The following is a 26893-nucleotide window of genomic DNA, read 5'->3' on the forward strand; positions in this document are numbered from 1 at the left end:
GCAATAGTATTTTGATATGACATATTTAATAATTAAAGCAGAATTATGTTTTTTGTAAAATATATGTTACATTTGAAGTATATAACCTGTAAAAACTAATCTCATGCAAAAAATAGACAAGCTTGACAAAAAGATATTAGAGATAATATCTCAAAATGCAAGAATTCCGTTTAAAGATGTCGCTCTAGAGTGTGGAGTCTCTCGTGCTGCTATCCATCAACGTGTACAACGTATGATCGAGATGGATGTAATTGTAGGCTCGGGGTATTTCATCAATCCTAAAGTATTAGGTTATAATACATGTACTTATATAGGAGTGAAACTCGAAAGAGGATCGATGTACAAAACAGTTATTCCCGAACTGGACAAAATTCCGGAAATTGTAGAATCACATTTTACAACCGGTCCTTATACTATCCTTATCAAGCTTTATGCTAAAGATAATGAGCATTTGATGGACTTGTTGAACAATAAGATACAAGATATACCGGGAGTGGTAGCTACTGAGACTATGATATCTTTGAGTCAAGGAGTGAAGCGTCAAATACCTATTACAAAGCCTGAGTAAAATCGGAAAAGAGATTTAAATCTTTAATTATAAAAAAAGGATAATCGGCGTTCGGCTGATTATCCTTTTTTATTTAGAGAATATAAGTTCAGCTTCCCTCTATGTCATTCCGAAACGCAGTGAGGAATCTACTTTCAACAAAGGTAATGATGACAGATTCCTCACTGCGTTTCGGAATGACAAGGAAGAATATTAGGATGATAGAAATAAGTGTTAAAGTCAAAATAAAATATAAATACACATTGAGAGAAGAAGAATAGATATGATAAAAGTTATTGCAGAAGATTTTATTAAGCCCGAATTCTTGGACGTAGTAAGACCATTGTATGAAGAACTTGTTGCCAAGACTAAACAAGAGAAAGACTGTATCGAATATAATCTTTATGTGGATCAGGACGACAAGGGGCATTTTATATTTATCGAAGAATGGCCCGATCACGAAGCATTGGAAGCTCACTGTCAGACGGAGCATTTCAGAAGGCTTGTTCCTATGATTGATAAACATCAGTCACGAGAGGGTACGGTTTTGATAATGGATTCATTTATGTAAGGTAAATATTAAAAATACATAGATGGAAAAAGTATAAATAAAAGCGAGAGGTGGAATTTTCACCTCTCGCTTTTATCTAATTCAATTTTCAGTAACTATCTGTTTATATACCTTGAAAAACAAAAGGCTTTGATGGCGTAAAGTCTTTCAACGCATTTCCGGCATGAGTTTCGCCACTCACCAAATCCAACTTCAGCACTTTGCCTTTTTCTGAGAAATCTATATCATTAAAGTTTACCCAAAATATATTAGGGTAGAGGGTCGATTCGAAAAAATAGACTCTGTTCTTCTGATCCGATACAGTTCTCCATCTTGTCGATGAAATATTAGGCTCGTTTGGTGTACTGATGCCATAAGGTACAGAAGCATTACGTATTACACTGAATACGCTGGCTACATTTATGCGGACATCTTCTACCTGTGGAATAGCATTTATATAATAAGATGCTCTCACAAACCTATCGGCGGCACGATTCGTTCCGGGTAGCATAGTTGCTCCTCCTATATTCTCCCAATATTTATTGAGAGCAAGCTGTTCGTCGAATACCGGAGAATTAGTCATCACCTGATACGACCTGTCGTGATGAATTACAAGTTTTCCTTTAATGTATTCGAATATAGCATTATCGCCTGTTGCATCAGATATAGAAAGATGGAGTGTTGCCATTCTGTCTTCTCCCGGCATATTATCCGAAACGATTTCAAATGTTTCTTTTTCTAGGAAAGAAACAGCTTCGTCAACAGTCGCAAAATTGTCGAGTACATATTGTACCCATGCAGCGATAGTAAGACCGGGTTTCTTCTGATCCCATACAGCGTATTCCGATTCGGCTAACCAAAGTAGATTTGCCACTAATCCCTTTTCATTCATGCCATCCGTACTTGCGATATCGTATGCAGAAGCTATAACACTTCCGTATTTAGATGTCCATTTCAGTGAGTTAAGACCCACTTCGCCATTACGCTCCATTCCTCTTGGAAATACCCAGAGATTACTCATTATATCCTCTTTCCAGTCCATACTACGGGCTGTTAAGATAGTGTTGTTCGGACCCTGATATACTACTCGGGTACACGCTTTGATATCTTCTGCCGATAAGCAGATAATGATAGCTGTAAATAGAAAACAGATTGTTTTTTTCATCTTATTTAGTTGTTTATTCTATTAATAACATCTTATATCTGAGATTGTTTAAAGTATAGCGTATTGAAAATAGTATTTGCAAACAAAAAAAACGAGAACCTATGATTAGGCTCTCGTTTCCATATAATTTAAGAAGTCGTTTCGATTTTTTCTTTTTCGTATTATTTTGTCATCCTGAAGAACGAAGGATCTCTGTTGTGAGATGCTTCACTATCGTTCAGCATGATAGAGAGTGTGAAAAACAAACAAAAAGAAAGCCTTTTGAAAAGTAAGACGAACTCATAGTATATAATTCTGATTATTTCAGATTTTCCAATGTTTTCAACAGGTAATTATAGAAACGCTCTACGGTATCTATCACAACATATTCGTCGGGAGAGTGTGGGCACATGATTGTAGGGCCAAAAGAAACAATATCCAATCCCGGTGTACTTCCTAAGATGATACCGCACTCCAGACCTGCATGTACGACTTTCACTTCGGCTGGTCTGCCAAACATTTCCTGAAACAGATGAGCCATTATATCCATCGTTTTCGATTTGGCATTAGGCTGCCATCCCGGATATGAAGCGTCTATTTCTACTTTTGCACCGGCAAGAGCGAATGCACTTTCGAGAGCCGAGCATATCTCGTCTTTACGTGTTTCGGACGAACTGCGGGCAAGCATCTTAGCCTCTACTAATCCCGGTGACGATTTTACCGATGCCAGATTTGTAGAAGTTTCTACGATACCGTCGAAACTGGTAAGCATACTGATAACACCATTCTGGCAAGCTACCACTGCATTGATAAGGCTGTCTTGTATCTCTTCGGGGATAAGCGTTTTCGGAAGCTCTGTTTTCTCTGCTTTGAATATCAGGTTTGGCTCAGTTGCCTTGTATTCTTCTTTGTATATATCTTCGTACTCATTCACCAGATCGATGAGGTCTTGGGTGTCTTCTTGGGGGATAGTAACTATTGCGAATGCCTCGCGAGGGATAGCATTGCGTAGCGAACCGCCATCGATAGACGATAAACGTACTTCGTAATCGCGAACCGCATCTTTTAAGAATTGGAACATCAGCTTGTTGGCATTGGCTCTGCCTAAATGTATTTCACCGCCCGAGTGACCGCCTTTCAAGCCGATTAGACTGATCTTATAGGCAACGTCACCTTCGGGTACTTCTACATTTTTATATTGGAACGAAGCGTTTACATCTGCTCCTCCTGCACAACCTACACATAATTCGCCTTCCTCTTCGGTGTCGAGATTGAGCATGATGCTTCCTGTAAGGAATCCGGGTTCTAATCCGAATGCTCCTGTCATACCTACCTCTTCGTCGATAGTGAAAAGAGCTTCAATTTTGCCGTGTTTGAGGCTTTTGTCTTCCAGTAAAGCCATCATGGCAGCTACACCGATACCATTGTCGGCACCAAGTGTTGTAGAACGTGCCTTTACTTTATCGCCATCTATATATGCATCGATAGGGTCTTTCGTGAAATCGTGCTTTACATCCGAGTTCTTTTGCGGAACCATATCCAGATGTGACTGCAATATTACGGTCGGTGCACTCTCCATTCCTGCCGAAGCCGGTTTTGTGATAAGTACATTGCCTACTTTGTCTTGCTTTGTATCCAAGCCCAACGATTTACCAAAGTCGCATACAAATTTTGTTACTTGGCTCATCTGTGCTGTCGGACGAGGTATCTGGGTCAATTCATAGAAATGCTCCCAAAGGCGTTGAGGTTTGAGGCTGGTTATTTCTTTCGACATAATTATGTTGGTTTAATTTGTTACTAATATAACAAAGGTAAGAAAATATGAGAGGATAGAAGAGAAAAAGACTTGGGTTTTAGTCCGAGTCTTTTATATTATGTTAACGTCAGTTCGATATAAGGAAAGGAATGATAAATCTTCATTCGAATTTGTCATTCCGAAACGCAGTGAGGGATCTTGATTACTCCTTGTTATAGAAGAGCATATTACTCACTGCGTCTTGGGATGACAGAGTAAACGAAAGATATATCTCGGTTCATAACTCAATTATATGATGTTTATATCGAACTCACACTATGTTAATAAGATTCTATACCGATCTTTTCCACTCATATACTATATTGATATGAAAGAAATTGTACTCAGTTTAAAAGTCTTTATTAGTTAGAGTCCAGTCATTATCAAAATATCCTGCTGCTTCCATACCTGTTAATCCGTTTTTCAGTGCATCTGCACGATATATCATAAGATCAGGGAAACCAGTGATACCCGATATATAATTGTTAGGAGATGTGGCACGCATACCAGCGTCACCTGTTCCTGCGACCACGCCTACAGAGGCAGTATTGCTGTTAGGGTGAGGATAAACGAAGTAAGTTCCGAGATCATCACCAGTGAATGTTTTTCCATCTGCTGTAATCATTCCTTTACCCACTTGAATCGGGCTGTTTTTCAACAACAAAGGCCATGCGCGGTTGTTATCCTTATTTCCATAAATTACTACATTGCGATCGGCATATTTAGCCACTGTATATTCAGTATCAGGAATTACATCAATCGATCCGTTTCCGCGATAATAGAAAGTTTCAGCATCGAAACGAGCTTTGTTCTGATACCATTCGTTTTCTTGTGCAGTTCCTTTTGTCGAATATACAAATACTACATTATTGCCATAAGCATTCTTAAATCCGCCATAACGACCGGAGTATTTATGTTTCAAATTCACCTCGCCTTTCACCTGCCATTTATCGTTTTCAAGAGCGAAAATTGCTTCTTTGTCGGTTGGTACAGATAATGTTTGCCCTGCAATATTAACTGCGATTTGTTTACTTTCCAGCATTAGAGAAGGGATGTCAAGAACCAATAAGGCTACATTATCTATTTTGATAACTTGAATTGTATCTTTATCCAAACAAGCTTGTACATTACTAAAGTCGAAAGGCTTGATTTGTTGCTCTACCTTTATCCAATAGTCTGTTGGCGAGATTGCAGGAGATGCTGTATGGAAATCTATTTCTTTTACATCTTTAGCTTCCGGAATCGAATGGCGAGAGAAAAATTCAAATATTGGATTCCAATCTACACTATGGTTTCCAAACCAATGCTCTCCTCCGGGATATTCATAATAGCAGAAGTCTGGATGGAATTTACCCAATACTTCACGCATACGACGTGCATTTGATGGTGAAACAACACTGTCTGCACTTCCGTGGAAAATATATACTCCGGATTGTTTCAGATTTTTGGCTAACGAGACAACACGTCCACCGTTGCCACCACGTTTGAAAGCATCGTAAGTTGAGTTGTCATCGTGCATAGCATCACCTTTTCCTCTTCCATAACTGGCAATGTCTGGATAGCCGGCACAAGGCGCAACCGCTGCAAATTTGTCGGGATAAGTTGTCCCTAAGAACCATGAACCGTGTCCACCCATAGAATGACCGGTCAGGTATATTTTTGATTTATCGGGTTGAAATACACGCTTTGCTTCTTCAAGAACTTCTAAGCCGTCGATACGACCCCATTCTTCCCAGTTGAACCCATAAGGACGACGATTGGTTGCTGCAATGATATCCGTCCAATCTTTCGAACTATATGCTCTGGCTTGGTTGCGGGCTTCTACTCCTGCTCCGTGAACAGACAGTACCATCGCTTTTGTTTCACCTGTATTTTTGCGTATCGCAGGAGCAACACTATAATATTGCACACTTCCATCTATCTGGCTTATAAACGTGCGTTCGTGATGAACCGATGGCAAAACCTGACGGAATTCGACATCTGTCTGATCTATTATTTTTCCCGATTTATCCAGTAATTCAATCTTTGCGATAATGTTTCCTCCCTCAGAGCCATTGTTATTCGCAGGGGCAGGAATTTTATATTTGACCTTTCTTACAGTCAAAGGCATTATGTCTTGGGTTTTATACTCTTCTTTGCGGCCATCGGCAAATGTCGCGCGTATTGTTAGTCCTTGCAATGGCTTTTCTGTTGTATTTATTACCCGGATAGCAGCCCATTTAGAGTCGTTTTCTCCAATGATAATATCGGGTATAGTCATATCACGTTTTGTAAACATGACTGGTTTTTCAGGTTTCACGAGTTTAGATGCTACCTTTCCAAAACGTCCGGGTGTGTAAACAAATTCATTCAGGCCTTTTTTTAGCTTAATTGGAGTCAATGTATAACCAAAATCGTAATGATCGCCCTCGTGAGGCATTCCATTCACATACGTGCGTGTTCCTCCCGTTGTTTCCAACAGTACAATTTGCTCCTTTGGTGAATCGTACGATGTGTATAGGAAAGCAGAGCGCAGTTCCGGACGCTTGAATAATCCCGTAGAATCGGCATCCATGGCAGTCCATGTCCATTGAGGAAGTAATTTCATCGCGTTTTCGCCCTTGCTTTGAGCGAGCCATCTCAGATAAGAATCTTCTACCTGACCATCCATGTTAGGATAAGAATATCCGATTGCAGCTCCGTCTTTGGGTGTTATAAAGTTTCCGGTAGCATACATCCATGCTATCATGTCTTGTCCATTGAACAATGTTCCCGGGTTAGTACCGCCGGGTAGTAAAAACCCGTTGCGGAAGTTATGAGATACTTCTCCCTCTTCAGTTTTTTCGACCTTTTCCTGTCCGAAAATTGTCACAATGTTTTGTGCCGGAATATTTTGTGTGGAAATGGCAGCAAGAAGCAAGAATCCTGCAATCTTTGCGTATAAATTTTGTTTTATCATAATACCAATATTTAAGAAGGTTATTAAGTCGTTGTATGGCGGTATTGTATATTAATACCTTAAATTAGGTTTATCTCTTGCTCTTTCTTATCGACAGAGCAGCTATACCAACCAATCCGCAAAGAATAACCCAAAGCGATTGGGTGGTGAATACACCTGTGGCAAAGGCAGTAGCCGATAACTTGTCTACACCGTACAATCCTAATGATGCTACGACGGCAACGTGCCACGGTCCTAATCCTCCGTTAGATGGTACACCCATGCTGATACTGCTTAGTGCAAAGGCAATAAGTCCTGCGGTTACGCCAAGATGTTCGGTGAATTCGAAAGCGTAGAATGTAGTGTAGAAGTAAAGGAAGTAAGAACCCCATATACCGATGGTATAAAGGAACAATCTGTTTTTTGTCTTCATCTTCCAGATAGCTTTCATGTCTTTGCCCATACCTACTACAAGGTCGGTAATCTTTTTTACGATGAAGTTGTTTTTGAAAAATTTGAATATAACGTATGTTCCGATCACAAGAACAGCAATTGATATGTAAAGTATAGGTGATTGTAGAACGCCCAGAACTGAATTAAGAGCTTCTTCGTTTTCTTCAAGCTGCGAGATGAAGAATTGCATGTTGAACAGAAAAGCAAATAATGAGATGCACAAAACCGTAATTGTATCGAATATGCGGTCTACAATCATTGTCCCGAACAGCTTCGAAAAAGGAATATTTTCTTCCTTAGCGATAACTCCACATCGCCAGATTTCTCCGGCACGAGGTAATACGAAGTTGACGGCATAGCCCCCATATATCGAAAAATTAAGATTCGATACTTTGGGGTTGTATCCTAACGGTCTGATAAGCAGTTGCCAACGATAGCCTCTTATGGTGTTACCCAACAAACCGAATATTAGCGAAAAGGCAAGTATGCCCCAGTTGGCATCTTCAAGCACAGTCCACAATTCTGTAATGTTGATATCTTTGAAAAGATAATAAATAATCGCAATACCCAAAGCAAGAGGGAGTACGACCTTTACAAACTTGTTTATCAGTGAACTTTTTTTAGACGTTTTTTCTTCCTCTTTGGTATCCATATATGCTTGTGAGTCGTTCGTTTTTTTGTATTTATGTTGCTCTGATAGTCAGGTTTTAGCAATAAAACACTACCTTTGCGCGGCAAAGATAATGATATTTATTAGTATGAGAGAAGTTAAGCCAAAGAAATTCTTAGGACAGCACTTTCTGAAAGACCTCGATATTGCGAAGCAAATAGCTGATACAATGGATGGTTTTCCAGGAGTACCCATCGTGGAGGTGGGTCCCGGTATGGGAGTATTAACTCAGTTTCTGCTAGAAAAAGACAGGGATTTGACGGTTGTAGAACTCGATCGTGATTCGGTTCCTTATCTTAATGAACATTATCCGGCACTACGTGGACATATTATAGAAGGCGATTTCCTTCAACTGGATTTGGGAGAACTTTATAAAGATAAATTCTGTGTGATAGGTAATTATCCCTATAATATATCTTCTCAGATATTTTTTAAGGTACTTGAATATAAAGATCAGGTGGTTTGCTGTTCGGGTATGCTACAAAAAGAAGTAGCGGAACGTATTGCAGCCAAGCCCGGTGGAAAAACCGGCGGTATATTAAGCATTCTTTTGCAGGCATGGTATGATGTAGAATATCTCTTCACAGTCAGCGAAAAAGTCTTCGACCCTCCCCCCAAAGTCAAGTCGGCGGTGGTAAGGCTTGTTCGCAACGATCGACAGAGTCTGGGCTGTAACGGAAAGTTGTTTAAAACGGTTATAAAAACAAGCTTTAATCAACGACGCAAAACTTTACGTAATTCGATGAAACCTCTGTTAGGTAAAGATTGCGAAGCTTACAGTCTACCCATTTTCAGTAAACGCCCCGAACAATTGTCGGTAACCGAATTTGTCGAATTGACAAATATCACGGCGGCATTCTTGTCGGAAGGAGGCACAGGAGGAGAGAAGAAAATAGAGTAATGTACCCTTAAAAAATAAGTACATGTCAGAAGTAAAGCTATTCTACCATAAAGACAATGTTATACGGATGAGCCGTAGCATTGAGTTTTTGAAAACTACACCTATCAAGAATTTCCTCTGGATCGACTTAAATAATGTCGATGAAGAAATAGAGTCGGAACTAGAGGATTATTTGAAAATATATATACAGGAAGAAGAAGAGATGATCGAGATTGAGATGTCGTCTCGGTATATGGAAACAACAGATTCACTTGTTGTCAACCTGAACTTCTTACAAAATAATTTTGAACGGGAGCCCGTTTCATTTATCCTCAAAAATAATATACTGATTACCGTTCGTAGTGAAGATTTAGTGTCTTTTCACGAAACGGTGAAGAAGATGTCGGCCAGTCCGCGAAACTACCCGACAGGTTTCCATGTATTTGTCGCATTGCTCGAAACACGGGTGGAGATAGATGCCGATATGATCGAGCAAATGACGCAACGTATTACTGCATTGAGTAATAGTATTCAGGATGCGGACGAAGAAATCCTGATGGAGATTAAAGACTTACAGGAAAAAACGATGATGCTTCGTGAGAATATCATCGATAAGCAACGTACCGTATCGAGCATGCTGAAAAGTGAGATGATGCCAAGCGATTTGCACAGTAAGTTGACTATAATTGTGAAAGATATAAATTCGCTAGTCGAGCATATCCGATTCAGCTTCGATAGGCTGGACTACTTACAAGATACATTCCTCGGTTTTGTTAATATCGAACAAAATAAGATTATTAAGATGTTTACCGTTATCTCAGTGATATTTATGCCTCCTACGCTTATTGCGAGTGTATATGGTATGAATTTCGACGATATGCCCGAACTTCAGTGGGACTACGGTTATGAACTTTCAGTCGGATTAATGATCGTTTCGGTTGCAACTATTCTTATCTACTTTAAGCGAAAGAAGTGGCTGTGAAGCTACCTCTTGTAAGCTGAATAAATTGATATTCTATATTCAATTGTTAGTGAAAGAATTGCTGGTATTAAGAAGTCAGTCTCTAAAGTCCATGATCTTAAAGATTGCTAATCTATTCTTTTAAGGAAGGATAAATTCTTACCTTTAACTTAAATCATTTATTTACTTAAAATTAGAATTACCATGTTTGATTTTCTCGAAACTTCACCCTGGTTATTACCCTTTATTATATTTTTCGGTCGTATCTGCGATGTGACTTTGGGTACATTGCGTATTATTTTTGTATCGAAAGGAGAACGTTATAAAGCACCCATTGTCGGCTTTTTCGAAGTGTTTATCTGGGTGGTTGTTATATCGCAGGTTTTTGCAAATGCAAATGATCTAATAACTTATCTGGCTTATGCAGGAGGGTATGCAACGGGCAATTATGTGGGAATTCTGGTCGAAAATCGTATTGCTTTCGGTTATCAACTATTTCGAGTGTATACCAATAAGAATGGCAATGAACTGATTAAACTCTTGAATCAAAGTGGTTTTGGTTCTACTTTTGTTCGTGGCGAAGGAGCCCGATCGGAAGTGCACATAGTAGAGACTGTTATCAGCCGTAAGTCGCAAAAAGCCGTAACTGGTATAATAGCGGCATTCGATCCCGAGGCGTTTTATCTGGTAGAAGATATAAGAACTAAGAAGAAAGGTATCTTTGCCTCTGCTACTCCGGCAGCGGGGGTATTTGGTATTCGTAAGTAATACGATGTGAAATTAAAAGGCTGTATTTTCAAAAAAATACAGCCTCCATTATAATTTTTGGTAAAGATTTCTTACTTTATCACCTCAAACAAATCCTTATTGTCTTTTCTTACTTTAGGCACATTATTCAACCAATCGTTAGCTTCGTCTTTATAACCCAGAGGTAATAATACGACTGATGCCAAGCCTTTTTCTTGAAGATTGAGAACCTTGTTCAATGCTTCTTTACTAAAGCCTTCGATAGGTACAGAGTCTACTCTTTCGTTTGCAGCGGCAGTACAAGCTACACCAAGTGCAATATACACCTGACTGGCAAGCCAGCTTTCTGTATTGCTGTAGTTTTTCTCCATAAAGCCTTCGATTTTTTCTCTATAGTGATCGCACCATTCCTTACCCGGATTACGAACTTTTTCTATCAAAGCAAAATATTCGTCCAGCGTCTTTTCCGTAACTTGAGTATATGTGGTAAACACAAGCAGATGAGAACATTGTTTTACCGGTTGTTGAGGACAAGCCTCTGCCAGAATCTGTTCCTTCAACTGCTGATTTTCTATAACTAACACTTTGAATGCCTGCAAGCCTAATGATGTAGGAGCGAGGTTTATAGCTTCTAAAATTCTGTCAATTTTCTCTTGAGGTACTTTTGTACCGTTCATTCTCTTACAGGCATGTCGCCATTTAAGATCTTCTATTAAACTCATTTTGTTTCCTTTTCTTTTTTATTACTAGGGTACTTAATTTAATAAGCACGCGTTATATAAACACATGCTTACTTAAAAAGTTCTTCTTTTATGTATTACTCTTCCTTAAACCAGCCCGAATACATCAGGTAGTTTTTAGCAATCTTTTGGTTCATCTCTTTCGCCTGATCAGGATCGACTTTCTTTACAAATTTAGCAGGAACACCGGCATATATGCTACCCGGTTCTACTTGTGTGCCACTCAGCACAACTGAGCCAGCAGCCACAATAGCGCCTTCGCCGATCACAGCATAATCGAGTACCACCGAACCCATACCAATCAATGCACCGTTTTCTATCTTAGCACCGTGTATAACTACATTATGACCGATAGATACATCGTCGCCGATCTCTACAGTCGACTTTTGGTATAAGGTATGCAGCACGCTGCCGTCTTGTACATTAACTCTGTTGCCGATACGTATCGAATTTACATCGCCACGCAGTACGGTGTTGAACCAGATGCTGCAATCATCGCCAATGATAACATCGCCGATGATTGTTGCATTTTCGGCTAAATATGTATTCTTACCTATTTGAGGTGTGAAATCTCTAACTTCTTTAATTAGTGCCATTTTTATTGTCTATATAATATTCAAAAAACTTTGCTAAATTCTTCTCGTCTATTTTCTTAGCTATTATTGTTTTGTTTTTGTCCAGTACAAATATGGACGGTACACCGCTGGTATCATAATACATCCAGTATTGCGATTTGAAATCAGGGTCGCTCACATTTATCCAATCCGACAGATTATTTTTTTCTATGAAGTTTGCCCATTCTTCTTTGTCGTTATTAATGGATATTGCTACTACTTTCATCTTTTTATCTTTGTACTTAGCGAATATCTGATCGTGGATTATAGGTGTTTCCTGTTTGCAATGGCTACATGTAGGATCGTAAAAATAGAGTATAAGATATTCTGCGTCGATAGTATCGGTGTCGATCATTTTGCCGTTTATATCGATCAATTTCAATCCTTTTCCCTGCATTCCGATACGGTTGTGCCGGATTTTTTCATACCCGCTTCTCATTTCGATCAATTGAGTACTGTCTATCCAAGTAATATTTTTGTCGAATATGTAATCTTCAGCCAGCTTAGCCCATACATTTTCCCTGCCCATTATCGGACTGGTAATTGATTGATTTGCCAATCGGGATAACATTTCTTTGAATGTGTATTCATTACCTTGTGTTTTGCCTACCAATCGACTCGAAGCTATAGCAATAGAGTCGGGGATGGGTTCTACCCATTGTTCCATATAATTATCGAGGTAGGTAGTAAAGTAATTCGTATTCCAGATTCGTGGATCTTCGAGATCAATATTATCGAAGAAGTGATCTTTTATAAACTGTCTGTTAGCTCTATATTCATCTTCATTCTGAGGTGTGGTATAGAGGGGTGTAATCGGCTCCATTCCTTTAAGGAAAGAAGCAAACCAGCTACCCTTATTTTTATCGGTCATCGATTTAATATAAGCCTGAATATTTGAATCTATTGTTTGTATCTTTTTCTCCAAGCTTGTACGTTGTTGTGCCGATATGGTTTCGTTTTCCAGTTTCTCCTCTAAAGCTTCTTTCTCTTTTCGGTTCTCATCCAACTTTGCAAGATATTGCCATAAGAGTTCCGTGTCTCTGCTTCCTGTTACAGTGCATGCTTTGAAGTTACCTTCTTCGATGTGCAACTTAATATTGTCTTGCGTATCACCTATCAGCAAATCGAGTTGTATGTCAGGCTTGATATATATTAGGTATTGTCCTTCGCTCAGTTTCTGATCCGAAGACAAAACTCCTTTCCCTTCGTTCGACAATTGGACTGAATCTTGTGCATAGCTATCTCCGTTCCAATATTTAACAAGGTAAACTACCTTGTCTTTCTTCTGAGGAGCATCGATTTCGATGCGATATCCGTCTTTTTTCGTACTTGTGCTTTGTGCTCCAATATTTATACAAAGAAGCAGGAGTAATAAAGTGAGAAATTTAGATTTCATTCGTCTTTTCTTTTAACCATTGCTTTTCATCTTCGTTCAACAGTGGAGAAAGACGATCGTAAACGTATTTCTGATATTCGTTGAACCAAGTGATTTCTGTTTGTGTTAGCATTTCTTTTATTATCGGCGTTGTATCTATAGGGCAAAGAGTCAATGTCTCGAACGAATAGAAATCGCCAAACTCAGTTGTCATTTCATGTCGAGTCAATATGAGATTCTCGATACGGATTCCATACTTTCCTGCCCGATAAAGTCCCGGTTCGTTAGATGTAACCATTCCCGGCTGCAAGGTAGTCGGGTTCTCATTCATGCGGATGTTTTGAGGGCCTTCGTGTACATTCAGAAAATGTCCGATGCCGTGTCCTGTACCATGAAGATAATTTAGTCCGTTATCCCAAAGGGTTTTGCGGGCAAGTATATCTATCTGGTTGCCACGTGTTCCTTGCGGATAAATAACTGTCGCAATACCGATATGCCCTTTCAGTACCATCGTGTAGTCTTTCTTCATCTGTTCGGTAAGCGGACCAACTGCGACAGTACGTGTAATATCGGTTGTTCCGTCAAAATATTGTGCCCCCGAATCGATAAGCATAAAACCATCGGGTTTCACTTCTGCCGAACTTTCGGGTGTTACATGATAGTGTACAATAGCCCCATTGGGTCCGTATCCGGCAATGGTGTCGAAGCTTTCACCTACATAATCGGTTTGCTGACTTCTGTATTCAACCAGCTTTTCGGTGATAAGCATTTCCGTTACTTCGCCTTTTGGTACAGCCTTTTCGAGCCACATAAGGAATTTTACAAGAGCAACACCATCACGTTGCATCGCATTCCGAAAACCCTCTGTTTCTGTTTCGTTCTTGATGCTTTTCATCAGGTCGGCAGGAGAGGGGATATCTACAATGCGGCATTGCTTAGGTATGGTATTATATAGGTTGAAAGTGATCTTGTTGCTATCTAGGCATACGGATGTATCCAGTTTAGCTACAAAGTCGTATATCTTCGTATATTCGGCAATTATAACACCTTCGCTTTGTAGGTATTTGGCTATTTCGGGTGATAGTTTCTTCGGGTCTATAAATAATACTGTTTCTTCTTTCGATACAAATGCATAGCTCACTGCTACCGGATTGCATTTTACATCGTTACCTCTGATGTTGAATATCCATGCAATAGTATCGAGTGATGCTACAAGTAACGATTTTGCACCGGTTTTTTCCAGGTTGTCGCATATACGCGCGATCTTTTTGTGAGCAGGTTCGCCTGCATATTTTTCGGGTAGAACAAATATCGGATTTTGTGGTATAGCCGCTCTGTCGTGCCATATTTCGGCAAACGGATCGTAATCGTTGATGAGGTGCAACCCCTTCATGTTTAGTTTATGTATTAGCGAGAATGCATCTTTCGCTGCATATACACCGCCATCTATACCTACATATTCGCCTTCACCCAATTCGTCGGTTAGCCATTCGTCTATGCTCGGTGTAGAGGGCAAACCTTCTTTTTGCAGAAGATATGAGGTTCCTCTCAATTGGTCTGCAGCTTGTAGAAAATAACGGGAGTCTGTCCACAATGCAGCTTTCTCACGTGTTACGACTACCGAACCGGCCGAACCGGAAAAGCCACTGATCCATTCTCTCGATGCCCAATGAGGAGCAGGATATTCGCTCAGGTGTGCATCGGTAGTTGGTATCACAAAGGCGTGTAAGCCTTTTTCTTCCATAAACTTGCGCAGTGCGCCCAGTCTATGTTCTATTATATTACTCATAATTCTGTATATTTTATAACAATATATGGTTTTATATATTGTTCTTTTATTCTGTTAGCATAGAGCAAGTTCCCGAAAATATAGCACCGGGTTCTATCTCGATTGTTTGAGATTTTATTTCTCCGTTGAGATTGGCCGACGCTCTAAGTATAATATTGTTCGTACAACAAATATTACCTGTCACTTTGCCCATCATTTCTATATTCGTACATTCTATATTTCCTGTTATAGAACTTTGTGCTCCTATTATTATTTTCCCTTTACAGGTGATATCGCCTTCTATTGTACCATCGATACGGAAATCTTCTTCGGCACATATATCTCCTTTTATAACAGTGCCTATCGCAAGTACATTATGAGTGCCTGATGTTGTAATGATTTCATTTCTAGCCATATATTCGTATTTTAATAAGTAGGTAAAGTGTAATATTAAATGTTGTGCCGTATAGTTCAGGTCTTTGACCTTAAAATATTTGACGAGCAAATTTAACTAAAAAACTCGAAGTAGTTTAAATCTCTCTGTTGATTTAAGAGTTTATAAGAAATGAGCAACTTGCCTTAAGAAAAACAAAGAGATACTTGTTGTTTTTTCTACCTTTGTCGTGTAATTAAAATATGAATCAAGTGAAAAGTTATATCTTACTCGAAAATGTTATCATCTATGCCAATCATGGCGTTTTTGAACAGGAAACTAAGGTTGGAAATATTTTTGTAATAAATTTAAAAATAGAAGTTGATTTGTTAAGATCTTGTGAATCTGATATATTAACTGATACTGTTAGCTATGCGGATGTGTTTGAAATAGTAAAAAATGAGATGAAAACGCCATCTAAGTTGCTTGAGCATGCAGCGTATCGCATAATTAAGCGTCTTAAAGATAAATATGCTCAAATAAATACTATCGAGTTAAAACTGTCGAAACGTAACCCACCGTTAGGAGGTCAGGTAGATTATGCAAGTGTCCTTTTAATAGATTGACTCGATGAAGGTAAAGAAAATAACAGAATTAGATAGAATCTCTATAAATGAGTTTAAATTGGCAAACAAGATACCACTTGTAGTTGTTTTAGATAATGTTAGAAGCCTGAATAACATTGGTTCTATATTCCGCTCGTCGGATGCGTTTCTTGTTCAATCGATCTATTTGTGTGGCATAACAGCCACGCCGCCAAGTGTGGAAATACACAAGACTGCATTAGGCGCGGAAGATTCGGTGGATTGGCTTTATTTCGAGAAGACGGAGCAGGCTATCGAGCGGTTGAATGAGATGGGTTTTACAATTTGTGCGATAGAACAAGCCCGAAACAGTATTATGCTTGATGATTTGCAATTAGATAAGAGTAAAAAATATGCAATCGTTTTAGGTAATGAAGTGAAAGGTGTACAGCAAGAGGTCGTTGATTTATGTCATTCGTGTATCGAAATTCCACAATTTGGAACAAAACATTCGCTAAATGTCTCAGTAGCAGGAGGTGTTGTTATTTGGGAATTTTCGAAACAATTACGATGATAAATTCAGATTTTTTATTAGATTTGTAACTATAGGTTAACTAATTAAAACGGCAATAGCATGATTACAGAGCAAGATAAAGCCCTCTTGGCTAAAAAAGGAATAACAGAAGACGAACTTCAAAAACAATTGGATTGTTTTCGTAAAGGATTTCCATATCTGGAACTGGCTTCTGCAGCGTCGACACAAAAAGGTATTTTGGTTGTTGATGGCAAAGAACAAGTATATTTGGATGCGTGGAATAATTACTTATCGTCTAATAAAAAGATTGTGAAATTTGTTCCGGCATCTGGTGCTGCCAGCCGCATGTTTAAAGATTTGTTTGAATTTCTTGACGCTCCTTATGATATACCGACTACACCATTCGAAGATAAGTTTTTCGATGAGTTAAGTCAGTTTGCTTTTTATGAAGATCTGGACGAGGCTTGCTTAAAGCATTCGCATAAAAATATAGCACATTTGCTAAAAGAAGGTAAATATAAAAGTATAGTAGGGAACTTGCTAGAGCCTTATGGTCTTAAATATGGTGATTTGCCTAAGGGATTGTTGAAATTTCATCGTTACGATGGTTTCTCCCGCACGCCGGTCGAAGAACATCTGAAAGAAGGTTATTTATATGCATGCAATAGTAAAGGCGAAGTTAATATACATTTTACAGTATCACCCGAGCACCGTAAAGAGTTTCAAAAACTGATCAACGAGAAGGTGCCATTGGTGGAGGCTGAGTTGAAGGTTGCTTACGATGTTACTTTTAGTGAACAAAAATCAAGTACAGATACAGTAGCTGCAGATTCTAATAATGAACCGTTCAGGGAAAATGGCGAATTGCTTTTCCGCCCGGGTGGGCATGGAGCTTTGATCGAGAATCTGAACGATTTGAATGCGGATATAGTATTTATTAAGAATATAGATAATACGGTTCCTGATAAGTTTAAAGAAACAGAGACGAAATATAAAAAGATACTTGCAGGAGTGTTGGTATCTACACAAAAGAAAATATTTGAGTATCTGAAATTGCTCGATAGTGGTCGATATACTCACGATGAGTTGCTCGAAATTCTGCATTTCCTGCAAAATGTTCTCAATATTAAAAACCCTGAAACCAAACTACTCGAAGATGCTGAGCTGGTTTTATATCTTAAGCGTAAGCTCGATCGCCCTAGCCGTGTATGCGGTATGGTGAAAAATGTGGGAGAGCCCGGTGGCGGTCCGTTTTTGGCAGAAAATTCGGATGGTACTATTTCTCCTCAAATACTGGAAAGTTCGCAAATAGATATGGATGATCCGACTAAGAAAAGAATGTTCAGTGAGGGTACGCATTTCAATCCGGTTGACTTGGTGTGCGGTATAAAAGATTATCGTGGGCGGACATTCAATCTTAAAGATTTTGTAGATGAGAATACTGGTTTTATCTCTATAAAGTCGAAGAATGGCAAGAAGCTCAAAGCACTCGAATTGCCCGGCTTGTGGAATGGGGCAATGTCTGACTGGAACACTATATTTGTAGAGGTGCCGATTGAAACGTTTAATCCGGTAAAAACAATAAACGATTTGCTTCGGAAGCATCATCTGAATGTGTGATTTTAAATCATTTTATTCATTTTGCTGTTATTATTTGCCCTCTGCAGATGTGATGAAATATTAAGAATAACTAAAAGAATAATAAATTATTAATCATTTAATATTAGGCATTTAACCTATGTTATTTTATAGAAGAAAAAAAGGTGTTTTATTGTAATGTTGAAAAAAAGAACTATATTTGCATAATATTCTGAGGATGCGACCGACTGATTGTGTATCGAGGGCTGTAATACCCTGTGTCGCATATAGTTTTAAAACTATATTTATGTTACCGACTTTATTTAAACTACTTTATTTATAGAACTGCATATGAGATTACGATTATTACTAATCATACTTTTATTTATTCCTTTTGTCGCAAAGGGTCAAGAGCCTAGTCATAAAGTGACCTTTTATAACAAGGGGGCGATGTATACTGCACCAACGACTCGTACAAGCACTAGTCCTATTGGAAGAGATAAGGTGATAATGTTGATTGATGGTTCTGCCGAATTTGCTTCAGGTAGTGCCGTTAAGATGCAGAATGAATCTGCGTTTGGTATTACAGGAGACTTTATTAGTAACCCCGTTTTGGCATCAGATAGTGTTTTTGTTGATGCTGATAAGTCTGGTTTCCAAACTGGTAAAGTTTGGTTTATGAATACAAATTTTGACTTTCTCACCTCTTCTGTGAATGTGCCTGTTGCTAGTAGTCCTGCTAAAGAGTTTGCTATATCGGTGTTGCCTACACCTTCTACTGGTAGCCCTATTTCGTCATATCTTAAGGATAAGCAAGTTATAAAGATGAATTCTACAACGAGAGATGTGCATCACATTGCTTTCCCTAGCATTGTTGTGGATAGCACGTCTTATGTTGCCGTTGATCCGTCGGCTGCTGTATTGGTTAATGGTATCGTCCTAAATGCCGGATCGTGGTTTACGCAGGAGGCAAAATATAATTCTGCTAATTCTAGGGTGTTGGATATTGCTTATATCAAATCCAGAGGTGCAGCAGGTATAACTAAAGCTGTTAGCAATGGTGTTGTAAGTGGTTATGCTGATAACGATTATAGAACTTGGTATCAGGGACGTTCTTTTCTCGATCTGAAATTGTATAATCCTGTAACATTACCGGGAGCAGGTGCTCCGGGTTCGAATCAATTGTCTGGTGATGATGGGTATATGCTGACTGGTTTTACCCCGATACAAGGTCGTAATATGATTGGGTATCCGGCGTCGGGTGTTCGTGCTGACCATATGTTTTTCAATACATTGTTAGATCCGAAACCTTGGAGTTTAACTGGTTCTACGGGACCTGTTGTAGATCCTAAATTTGACATGAAACCAGGTAAAGGTTATTTTATGGCGCAAGATGTTACATCTTTTGATTTCGATCTTATTGAAGATAATCATTCACTTCCTGGTGGTACCTATGGCTATAGAGCTGTTGGTGGTTACCAGTTTAATAGGGCTTTATTGACACAGGTAAGATATGGATTTAATCAATTCCCTGCTACTGTAAACTCTGCTTCAGGTGCCATTTCTCCGACAGATGTGAACAACTGGACGGACTACAGAGAAAGCTTTTTGAATATAGAATCGGCTGTTTCTCCGATGGTAGCATCTTACACTGTCGATTTGACAAAAGGTCTTAACTTTTTGGGTAATCCGTACGGAGCTCCATTAGATTTGTCCGATATAATAAATGTGGCTGCATCTGAAGGTACTGATACTCCTACATCTTTACCTGATTGGGGTGTAACTGTGTCTGATAATAATACTGCTGCCGATATCCGTAACAAATACTGGATTGTTGGTGATGGCAGAATAAGATATAAATTTGAGGGTGGAAAGCATTATTTCCAATACAAGGTATCTTACTGGGATTCACCGTCGGGTGGTGAAGGTGGTACTAGTAGTGTTACTGCCGAGAATGGCTTAGTAGCTCCAATGCAGATGTTTGCATTGCAAGCAAGTAAGAATGTTACAATAACATTGCCAAATAAGAAAACAAAATTCGGTAACCCGACTCTTAGAAAAGCTGTTGCTGAAAAGGTAGACGAAATTTTGCTGCAATCTATCGTATTGGGAGACAACAATGAGAATTTGATGGAAGATCGTATGACAATCGTTCTTCGCGAGAATGCAACTTTGGGCTCTAATGATAATACGGATTCACGTAAGGGTATTGTTAATGCACGTGGTTCTGCTGAACATGGACAAGGTGGTCAATTGACAGATAACGGAGAAGATCCAGCTCTAAATTATAGTGGTATTATTTATACCCGATCGAGCGAAGGTGTTCCTATGCTGACAAATACGATTCCTACTACAACTAAGCAAATTGCTGTATATTATACTCCTACGCAAACTACGCAACGTGTACGTATCAAACCATTCCGCATGGAGTCACTGCAATCAGTGCAACGTGCATGGTTGGTGGATAGATTTGAAAACAATAAAGAAATAGAACTGACACCAGAGACAGAGTATGTATTTACTTCAAAACCTCTGACCGGCGAGCAAGCTAAAGAAAATCGTTTTATATTATATTTCGATAAAAAACCAAACGAAATTATAGTAGATGAGGTTCTGCCAATTAGCGTTTATTACAATAGTTCTATTATTTACATTGATGGATTAAATGATGGTGATATGAATAGCCTTGTTCAGATATACGACCTTCAAGGTCGCCTTATGGGTAAGACTACTGTAACAAATACGCCGTCGATGCAATATATGAAAATATTAAGCCAAGGAACTTACATCGTCAAGATTACCGGAAAGAGAAACTTTACAACTAAATTTATTACATTACAAAACTAAGATATTATAACACTAACGACAGAGCACGAAGCACAAAGAAAAACTAATAGAGAATGAAGACTAAATTAATAATATTGTTGCTACTTATTGGATGTTTCACCTTTGCATTACCAACTGTAGTTCAAGCTGACACTCCGGATGTACCTATAAATACAACTGAAGTTCCGTCGGAATCATATTTGCGCAAAGAAAAGCGTTCTATGGCTGGAGATAATGTATCGCCTTTATCTGCATCTGCACAAGGAGTATCTTCTTGGATAGGATATGGAAAGTCTTGGGACGAAGGTCTTGTATTCCCCGGAGGAGATGAATGGGAAGAAGGCAATGCCGGCAATGTCGGAGGTCCTATTGGTGATGCAACTCTACCCGTTGTATTGTCTATTCTTTTACTCTACATCGGATTTAAAAGGATGACGACGTCTAGACGGAAGAATGATATTTAATGAGATAAAATAACTATAAAAAAAAGAGGCATATCCGATATGCCTCTTTTTTTATTATCAATCGGATTATACTGTTTTATTATATTATACCTTGTGCCATCATGGCCTTTGCTACTTTCATAAAGCCTGCAATATTAGCACCCTTTACATAATTGATACTTCCATCCTTTTCTTTGCCATATTGCAGACATTGACTATGGATGCTATTCATTATCTGATGCAACCGTTGATCTACTTCTTCTGCCGACCATTGAATATGCATCGCATTCTGACTCATTTCTAGTCCCGAAGTGGCAACACCACCGGCATTAACAGCTTTTCCCGGAGCGAAAAGGATTCTTTTTTCGATAAGTAAATCGATGGCTTCGGCAGTACATCCCATATTAGACACTTCTGCTATACATATTACATTGTTAGTAATTAGATTTTTAACATCAACTTCATTCAACTCATTTTGGATAGCACAGGGCAATGCTATATCAACCTGCTGTTCCCATGGCTTCTTGCCGGCATAGAATACCGCACTTGGATAGCGTTGGGCATAAGGAGCAACTATATCTTCTCCCGAGTCTCTCAATTCCAGCATATATTCTATCTTCTCTCCCGATATACCATCCTTGTCATACACATAACCATCGGGACCCGATATTGTAACTACTTTCGCACCAAACTCAGTTGCTTTAAGAGTTGCGCCCCAAGCTACGTTTCCGAATCCTGATACAGCAACGGTTTTCCCTTTTATATCGATATTCTTTGATTTCAACATTTCATTGACGAAATAAAGGGCACCAAAGCCTGTCGCTTCGGGGCGAACTAAAGAACCACCATACTCTAGGCCTTTACCCGTAAATGTGCCTGTATTTTCTCTCGCTAGTTTTTTATACATTCCATATAGGTAGCCTATCTCGCGAGTACCTACACCTATATCTCCTGCCGGAACATCTGTATCAGGCCCTATATTACGCCACAATTCGAGCATAAAGGCCTGGCAGAAGCGCATAATTTCTGTATTCGATTTACCTCTCGGGCTGAAATCCGATCCGCCTTTACCGCCTCCCATCGGAAGGGTTGTAAGCGCATTCTTGAATATTTGCTCGAAGCCTAGAAATTTAAGGCTTGAGAGGTTCACCGAGGCATGAAAACGGAGCCCTCCTTTGTATGGGCCTATTGCATTGTTGAATTGCACACGGTATCCTAAATTCGTTTGTATTTGGCCTTTATCATCAAGCCATGTTACACGGAACGTAAAGATTCTATCCGGTTCTACCAGACGCTCTATTATACGTGCCTTCTCAAATTCGGGATGTTGATTGTACACATCTTCTATGGAAACCAATACCTCTTTTACTGCTTGGAGATATTCATGTTCGCCCGGATGTTTTGCTTCCAGCGCTGACAGAATGTTATTTATATTCATATTAATGTTGTTAAATATGTGTATGTAACTATACAAATGTAAGAATAATGGATTTTATTTAGATATTTTATTTTTATGTTTTTTAGCCTGAAAAATGTGATATAAAACATATTATTAATAAGACAATTTCGTGAACCTTTTTTTCTTTTTTAATTATTACATTTGTTTGTGTAAATAATAAAAGGTCTGCGACCTTAAAACTTAGATTATGGTAAACGTTCATAATATTGCTAGTCGCCTAAATGCTACATCGAAGCATTTGCCTATTAATAAGATAGAGTTGGAGGATGCTTTGGATACGCTGATTCATCGTGTTCTCTTTCCGATATGTGATCACGAAAGAACAGTAGAGAAAAGTCTGTACTTATTTTATTCGGTTTTGGTCGAGAATCTAACTGCGCTTCTCGATCGGGAGCGGGCAGAAGCGATAATCGACACATTTCTGGAGAAGTTGCCAAAATTACAAGATCGTTTATATAAAGAGGCAGAAGTATATTATTTGAATGATCCTGCTGCAAGGTCGGTCGAAGAGGTGATGATAACTTATCCCGGTTTTTTTGCAATGACAGTTTACCGTATTTCGCATGAATTCTATAAACAAGGAACACCTATAATACCAAGATTATTCTCCGAATATGCACATTCGAAAGTAGGAATAGATATTAATCCCGGTGCAGTGATCGGCGATTCGTTTTATATCGACCACGGAACAGGGATTGTAATAGGCGAGACAACGATAATAGGTAATAATGTGAAGATATATCAAGGCGTAACTCTTGGTGCCTTATTTGTAACTAAAGGACTGTTTAACGAGAAGCGCCATCCGACGATCGAAGATAATGTAGTGATATATGCAGGGGCTACTATTTTGGGTGGAAAAACTGTAGTTGGTCACGATTCGCTAATCGGGGGTAATGCCTGGTTGACAAAAAGCGTAGTTCCTTATTCGCAGGTGATGCAAAATGCTGAAATTAGAATTCGTAGCGCTTTGCATGGCGGTGAGGCTGCCGATTTCTCTATTTAATAGTATGTAGACATCAATTATTCGTTTATTTTATTACCTTCGTAAAAAATAATTAGCTCGAACCTTATGGATGAGAAAAATAAAGAGATACCTCAATTAATTAAGAAGACTTTTCTTGAAGCAGTAGACATTTTGTCCAAAAACTATCAGGGAAGTTCTCTTACTGATATTTTTATCACAGTAGATAAAGAGAGTGGTGAGGTGGCAATCTATGACGACGAAGAAAATCGTGCGGCAGAGGTTGTTATTTTCGATTGGATTGATAAGGTAGACGAACTGCCGGATGAATATATTGCATCCGTTCTTCGCGCTGTAACGGAGGATTTGGATGGTCAGGATGCTTTTGCATCACTAGAGCTATACAAGCCTTTTTCTATAAATTATGCTGACGAAAACTTTGTAGTAATAGAAGAACTTTTACTAATTACCGACGATTCTACCGTTCAGCTGGATAATGACTTACTCGAAAAATTTGATCGTGAATTCGATGACTTTCTTGAGAAATTATTAAAAGAGTAAGAAAAATCTTACTCTTTTTTATTCCTTTTTCTTGCCTTTTTCGACATAGCTCATGTCGCCCATCGATTCTACTGTGAACTTGCCATCTTCGTAGATGACTTTGCATACAGCAGCATTATCTAGCGCACCTTTTAAGAGTTTATCACCTCCCAGATTATAAAGCATACCAAGGATGCTCATGCCATGTGCTATAACCAATACATTGCCATCTCCGTACTGTGTCTCATTTTCAGCTATTTCTTTCAGGCTTTCCTGTGTGCGGGCTTCCAACTGATCGAAGCTTTCGGCCATACCCATTTTATCGAGTTTTTTGATAACATTTAGGACATGGCTGTAATTGATCTTCCGATCCATTATGTCTTTGTACATATCTTCGTACGAAGTGTATTGTAAGAAGAGCGCAGCATTGCCCCACATCACACCATTATAGTCTGCCTCGAAGCTACCAAAACATGCCTCACGCAGTCCGGCTAGTTCTATAACGGGTATATCATCCTGTCCTTTAGCTCCCAGTACAATCTGAACTGTTTGGTGGGTTCTTCTCAGGTCGCTGCAATAAGCAGTTCGAAAAGTTATATCATCCATACCATAACCCAGATACCGGGCTGCGTCAATACCTTCTTTTGTAAGGGGAGAGTCGCACCATCCTTGTACTTTATCAAGGCTATTCATCATTGTTTTGCCATGACGGGCAACGTATATTGTAATTTTACTCATGTTATTTCCAAGTTATATAATTAGTAAATGCTTTATCAAACATTTCGGGTTTAGCTACTTTGCCATCTATAAGGCACACTACTTCTATAATAGCACTCGAGCACAAAACGCTGTCGGCTGTACGCGTAATATCCTGATGAAAATAATAGCGCAGACCATCTCTTACTATTTTAATTGTACTCATAAATTCGTCAGAACCTCGTAATGAGTTTTTATAGCTGACGTTTGCGTTTCGTACTACCGGCAGGATATTTGCTTCTGTCAGATCGCGAAGCCTGAGTCCGCACTCCTCCATCAATTCATGGCGTGTAGCTTCAAAATAATGCAGGTAATTTGCATTGTTGACTACACCCTGTGCATCACATTCGTAGTCACGCACTTTCATTTTATGTTCGTATGTTAGAGCCATTTTTTTATTGCATGTACTTATCAAAAGCCTTGTCGAAAATATCAGGTTTGCCTACTTTCCCATTTGTCATACAAGCGACCTCTATCTTTGCTGTCGAACAAACTTTATTGTCTTTTAACCGTACTATTTTTTGGTGAAAAATGTATCGAATACCTTCTTTCTCAAGAGAATCTATGGTGCATATAAAATCGTTACCTCCTCTTAGCGAGTGTTTGTAACGAATATACACACTCACTACTACGGCATCGATACCTTGCTCGTGCAGTTCGTAAAAGTTTAATTGATGCTCTTCCAGAAATTCGTGGCGAGCTACCTCATAGTAGTGCTGATAGTTGGCGTTGTTTACAATTCCCTGTGCGTCGCATTCGTAGTCGCGCACTTTCATGCTGTGTTGATATATTGATTGTTTATTATTCATTTTATTTCATTTTCTGGTTCAACCTCTTCACTTGTGGCTCTGAAAGGAGAGGTAATAAAATCTAAGAACTTATCAAAATCCATTTCGTAATAAAAATTCTCATACATAAGGTCTGTTTGATAATATTCGTCGGGATAATCGGCAGCAGTGATATATAGACCTAATTCTCCGTATGTTTCGACATCATTATATTTGCTATTAAGTGAAGACTTGCTTACCCTATATATTTCGTCTCTTGCATTGAATTGAGATTCGTCATATATCAGAAACTGGACAATGTTTTTCTCCACATCTACTCCAAATTTAAAGACAAGATATACCGAATAATTTGTATTCTCGTCTAAATTTATTGACTGAGGCTTCTTCGAGAATTCATTAGCCAATGCCCTGAAAGCAAATGTATTTCTTATGGGAGATATCTCGTGTGTTGTCTCTTTATATTCATCAATGTCTAAAATGTAAGTTTGGGATTCTTTCTTAAACCAGAAAGTATTTTCGGTCAAATACTCTTTGGTGAAATAGAGATAACGTTTATCGCCAAAGGTTACAAATCCAAACTCATAGCTTTTAAAATTATCAATATTACCTATTGTATTACTATCGCCTATCCATTGACCTTGCTCTCCATCATACCACCAACCTTTTGCTTTTGTAATCTTAGCAAAGGGTTTTGAATATATGGCTTCGTCCTTGCCTTTTTGCACAATATCCTTTTTATCTGTTTCGTTTGAATAAAGACAGATGGGGATAATGATAGAAAGTAGTAATATTATTCTTTTCATAGATAATGTGTTCTACTATTTTTCTAATGACATACTCCAAATTATTTCGGTATTGTAACAAATATAGTGAAATAAAGTGGAAATAT

26 protein-coding genes are annotated in these 26893 nt (G+C 38.7%); 12 read left to right on the forward strand and 14 right to left on the reverse strand.

The annotated features are described in order from the left end of the window. Positions 1-103 precede the first annotated feature (103 nt). Both G7Y56_RS05560 and G7Y56_RS05565 read left to right on the forward strand, forming a co-directional pair. Positions 104-568, forward strand: a complete 465-nt coding sequence (locus G7Y56_RS05560; protein ID WP_165022461.1) for an Lrp/AsnC family transcriptional regulator — start codon at positions 104-106, stop codon at positions 566-568. 262 nt (positions 569-830) lie between these two features. Beyond that, positions 831-1118 (forward strand): putative quinol monooxygenase, encoded by a 288-nt coding sequence (locus tag G7Y56_RS05565; protein ID WP_165022464.1) that lies wholly within the window; start codon positions 831-833, stop codon positions 1116-1118. 103 nt (positions 1119-1221) lie between these two features. Here the strand turns inward: G7Y56_RS05565 and G7Y56_RS05570 are convergent, their stop codons facing one another. The 4 genes from G7Y56_RS05570 to G7Y56_RS05585 all read right to left on the reverse strand — a co-directional run bounded on the left by G7Y56_RS05570 (position 1222) and on the right by G7Y56_RS05585 (position 8058). Further along, entirely contained in the window at positions 1222-2262 is a 1041-nt protein-coding gene (locus G7Y56_RS05570; protein WP_165041774.1) for a linear amide C-N hydrolase, read from the reverse strand. A gap of 298 nt (positions 2263-2560) precedes the next feature. Then, complete coding sequence (locus G7Y56_RS05575) at positions 2561-4015, reverse strand: aminoacyl-histidine dipeptidase (RefSeq protein ID WP_165041776.1); 1455 nt, start codon at positions 4013-4015, stop codon at positions 2561-2563. Between the two features lie 370 nt (positions 4016-4385). After that, a complete protein-coding gene (locus tag G7Y56_RS05580; RefSeq protein ID WP_165041778.1) occupies positions 4386-6974 on the reverse strand; it encodes an alpha/beta hydrolase-fold protein in 2589 nt (862 codons plus the stop codon). 70 nt (positions 6975-7044) lie between these two features. Further along, positions 7045-8058 carry a lysylphosphatidylglycerol synthase transmembrane domain-containing protein gene (locus tag G7Y56_RS05585; protein WP_165041780.1) on the reverse strand — a complete coding sequence of 338 codons (1014 nt, stop codon included), beginning with the start codon at positions 8056-8058 and terminating at the stop codon, positions 7045-7047. A gap of 106 nt (positions 8059-8164) precedes the next feature. Between G7Y56_RS05585 and rsmA the strand changes: the two genes are divergently transcribed. The 3 genes from rsmA (at position 8165) to G7Y56_RS05600 (ending at position 10685) form a co-directional block, all read left to right on the forward strand. Continuing rightward, entirely contained in the window at positions 8165-8977 is an 813-nt protein-coding gene (gene rsmA, locus G7Y56_RS05590; protein WP_165041782.1) for a 16S rRNA (adenine(1518)-N(6)/adenine(1519)-N(6))-dimethyltransferase RsmA, read from the forward strand. Between the two features lie 22 nt (positions 8978-8999). After that, on the forward strand, positions 9000-9938 hold the full coding sequence (gene corA / locus G7Y56_RS05595) for a magnesium/cobalt transporter CorA (protein ID WP_165022484.1): 939 nt from the start codon (positions 9000-9002) through the stop codon (positions 9936-9938). A 183-nt stretch (positions 9939-10121) separates the two neighbouring features. Continuing rightward, positions 10122-10685: a DUF2179 domain-containing protein gene (locus tag G7Y56_RS05600; RefSeq protein ID WP_165041784.1), complete on the forward strand. Its 564-nt coding sequence runs from the start codon at positions 10122-10124 to the stop codon at positions 10683-10685. A 71-nt stretch (positions 10686-10756) separates the two neighbouring features. On the opposite strand, the gene G7Y56_RS05605 is transcribed toward G7Y56_RS05600, so the two are convergent. The 5 genes from G7Y56_RS05605 to G7Y56_RS05625 form a co-directional block, all read right to left on the reverse strand. Beyond that, positions 10757-11386, reverse strand: a complete 630-nt coding sequence (locus G7Y56_RS05605; protein ID WP_165041786.1) for a nitroreductase family protein — start codon at positions 11384-11386, stop codon at positions 10757-10759. Positions 11387-11481: 95 nt separating this feature from the next. Continuing rightward, on the reverse strand, positions 11482-12000 hold the full coding sequence (locus G7Y56_RS05610) for a gamma carbonic anhydrase family protein (protein WP_165041788.1): 519 nt from the start codon (positions 11998-12000) through the stop codon (positions 11482-11484). Continuing rightward, positions 11987-13414 (reverse strand): thioredoxin-like domain-containing protein, encoded by a 1428-nt coding sequence (locus G7Y56_RS05615; RefSeq protein WP_165041790.1) that lies wholly within the window; start codon positions 13412-13414, stop codon positions 11987-11989. The genes G7Y56_RS05610 and G7Y56_RS05615 overlap by 14 nt, the downstream gene beginning before the upstream one ends. After that, positions 13404-15182 carry an aminopeptidase P family protein gene (locus G7Y56_RS05620; RefSeq protein ID WP_165041792.1) on the reverse strand — a complete coding sequence of 593 codons (1779 nt, stop codon included), beginning with the start codon at positions 15180-15182 and terminating at the stop codon, positions 13404-13406. Before G7Y56_RS05620 ends, G7Y56_RS05615 begins: the two co-directional genes overlap by 11 nt. A 46-nt stretch (positions 15183-15228) precedes the next feature. Beyond that, a complete protein-coding gene (locus tag G7Y56_RS05625) occupies positions 15229-15576 on the reverse strand; it encodes a polymer-forming cytoskeletal protein (RefSeq protein WP_165041794.1) in 348 nt (115 codons plus the stop codon). 230 nt (positions 15577-15806) lie between these two features. Between G7Y56_RS05625 and folB the strand changes: the two genes are divergently transcribed. The 5 genes from folB (at position 15807) to G7Y56_RS05650 (ending at position 21521) form a co-directional block, all read left to right on the forward strand. Further along, entirely contained in the window at positions 15807-16160 is a 354-nt protein-coding gene (gene folB / locus G7Y56_RS05630; RefSeq protein WP_165041944.1) for a dihydroneopterin aldolase, read from the forward strand. A gap of 4 nt (positions 16161-16164) precedes the next feature. Continuing rightward, entirely contained in the window at positions 16165-16692 is a 528-nt protein-coding gene (locus G7Y56_RS05635) for an RNA methyltransferase (RefSeq protein ID WP_165022503.1), read from the forward strand. 60 nt (positions 16693-16752) lie between these two features. Then, positions 16753-18273 carry a DUF4301 family protein gene (locus tag G7Y56_RS05640; protein WP_165041796.1) on the forward strand — a complete coding sequence of 507 codons (1521 nt, stop codon included), beginning with the start codon at positions 16753-16755 and terminating at the stop codon, positions 18271-18273. 309 nt (positions 18274-18582) lie between these two features. Continuing rightward, positions 18583-21078, forward strand: a complete 2496-nt coding sequence (locus G7Y56_RS05645) for a T9SS type A sorting domain-containing protein (protein ID WP_165041798.1) — start codon at positions 18583-18585, stop codon at positions 21076-21078. A 53-nt stretch (positions 21079-21131) separates the two neighbouring features. Beyond that, positions 21132-21521, forward strand: a complete 390-nt coding sequence (locus tag G7Y56_RS05650; protein WP_165041800.1) for a hypothetical protein — start codon at positions 21132-21134, stop codon at positions 21519-21521. 79 nt (positions 21522-21600) lie between these two features. Here the strand turns inward: G7Y56_RS05650 and gdhA are convergent, their stop codons facing one another. Beyond that, on the reverse strand, positions 21601-22938 hold the full coding sequence (gdhA, locus tag G7Y56_RS05655) for an NADP-specific glutamate dehydrogenase (protein WP_165041803.1): 1338 nt from the start codon (positions 22936-22938) through the stop codon (positions 21601-21603). 208 nt (positions 22939-23146) lie between these two features. On the opposite strand from gdhA, the gene epsC reads away from it, so the two are divergent. Next, on the forward strand, positions 23147-23962 hold the full coding sequence (gene epsC / locus G7Y56_RS05660; RefSeq protein ID WP_165022520.1) for a serine O-acetyltransferase EpsC: 816 nt from the start codon (positions 23147-23149) through the stop codon (positions 23960-23962). A gap of 66 nt (positions 23963-24028) precedes the next feature. Continuing rightward, positions 24029-24481, forward strand: coding sequence for a hypothetical protein (locus G7Y56_RS05665; protein ID WP_165041805.1), 453 nt, complete (start codon positions 24029-24031; stop codon positions 24479-24481). Positions 24482-24499: 18 nt separating this feature from the next. On the opposite strand, the gene G7Y56_RS05670 is transcribed toward G7Y56_RS05665, so the two are convergent. From G7Y56_RS05670 to G7Y56_RS05685, 4 genes are read right to left on the reverse strand one after another with little or no spacing between them, the layout of a single operon-like run. Continuing rightward, on the reverse strand, positions 24500-25198 hold the full coding sequence (locus G7Y56_RS05670) for a histidine phosphatase family protein (protein ID WP_165041808.1): 699 nt from the start codon (positions 25196-25198) through the stop codon (positions 24500-24502). Between the two features lies 1 nt (position 25199). Next, positions 25200-25607: a thioesterase family protein gene (locus tag G7Y56_RS05675; protein WP_165041810.1), complete on the reverse strand. Its 408-nt coding sequence runs from the start codon at positions 25605-25607 to the stop codon at positions 25200-25202. A gap of 4 nt (positions 25608-25611) precedes the next feature. Next, the gene (locus G7Y56_RS05680; RefSeq protein ID WP_165022534.1) at positions 25612-26025 is read right to left on the reverse strand and encodes a thioesterase family protein; all 414 of its coding nucleotides are present in this window, start codon (positions 26023-26025) and stop codon (positions 25612-25614) included. After that, entirely contained in the window at positions 26022-26807 is a 786-nt protein-coding gene (locus tag G7Y56_RS05685; protein ID WP_165041812.1) for a hypothetical protein, read from the reverse strand. The genes G7Y56_RS05680 and G7Y56_RS05685 overlap by 4 nt, the downstream gene beginning before the upstream one ends. Positions 26808-26893 lie beyond the last annotated feature (86 nt).

It is taken from the genome of Dysgonomonas sp. ZJ709 (assembly GCF_011039195.1).
Taxonomy (GTDB): domain Bacteria; phylum Bacteroidota; class Bacteroidia; order Bacteroidales; family Dysgonomonadaceae; genus Dysgonomonas.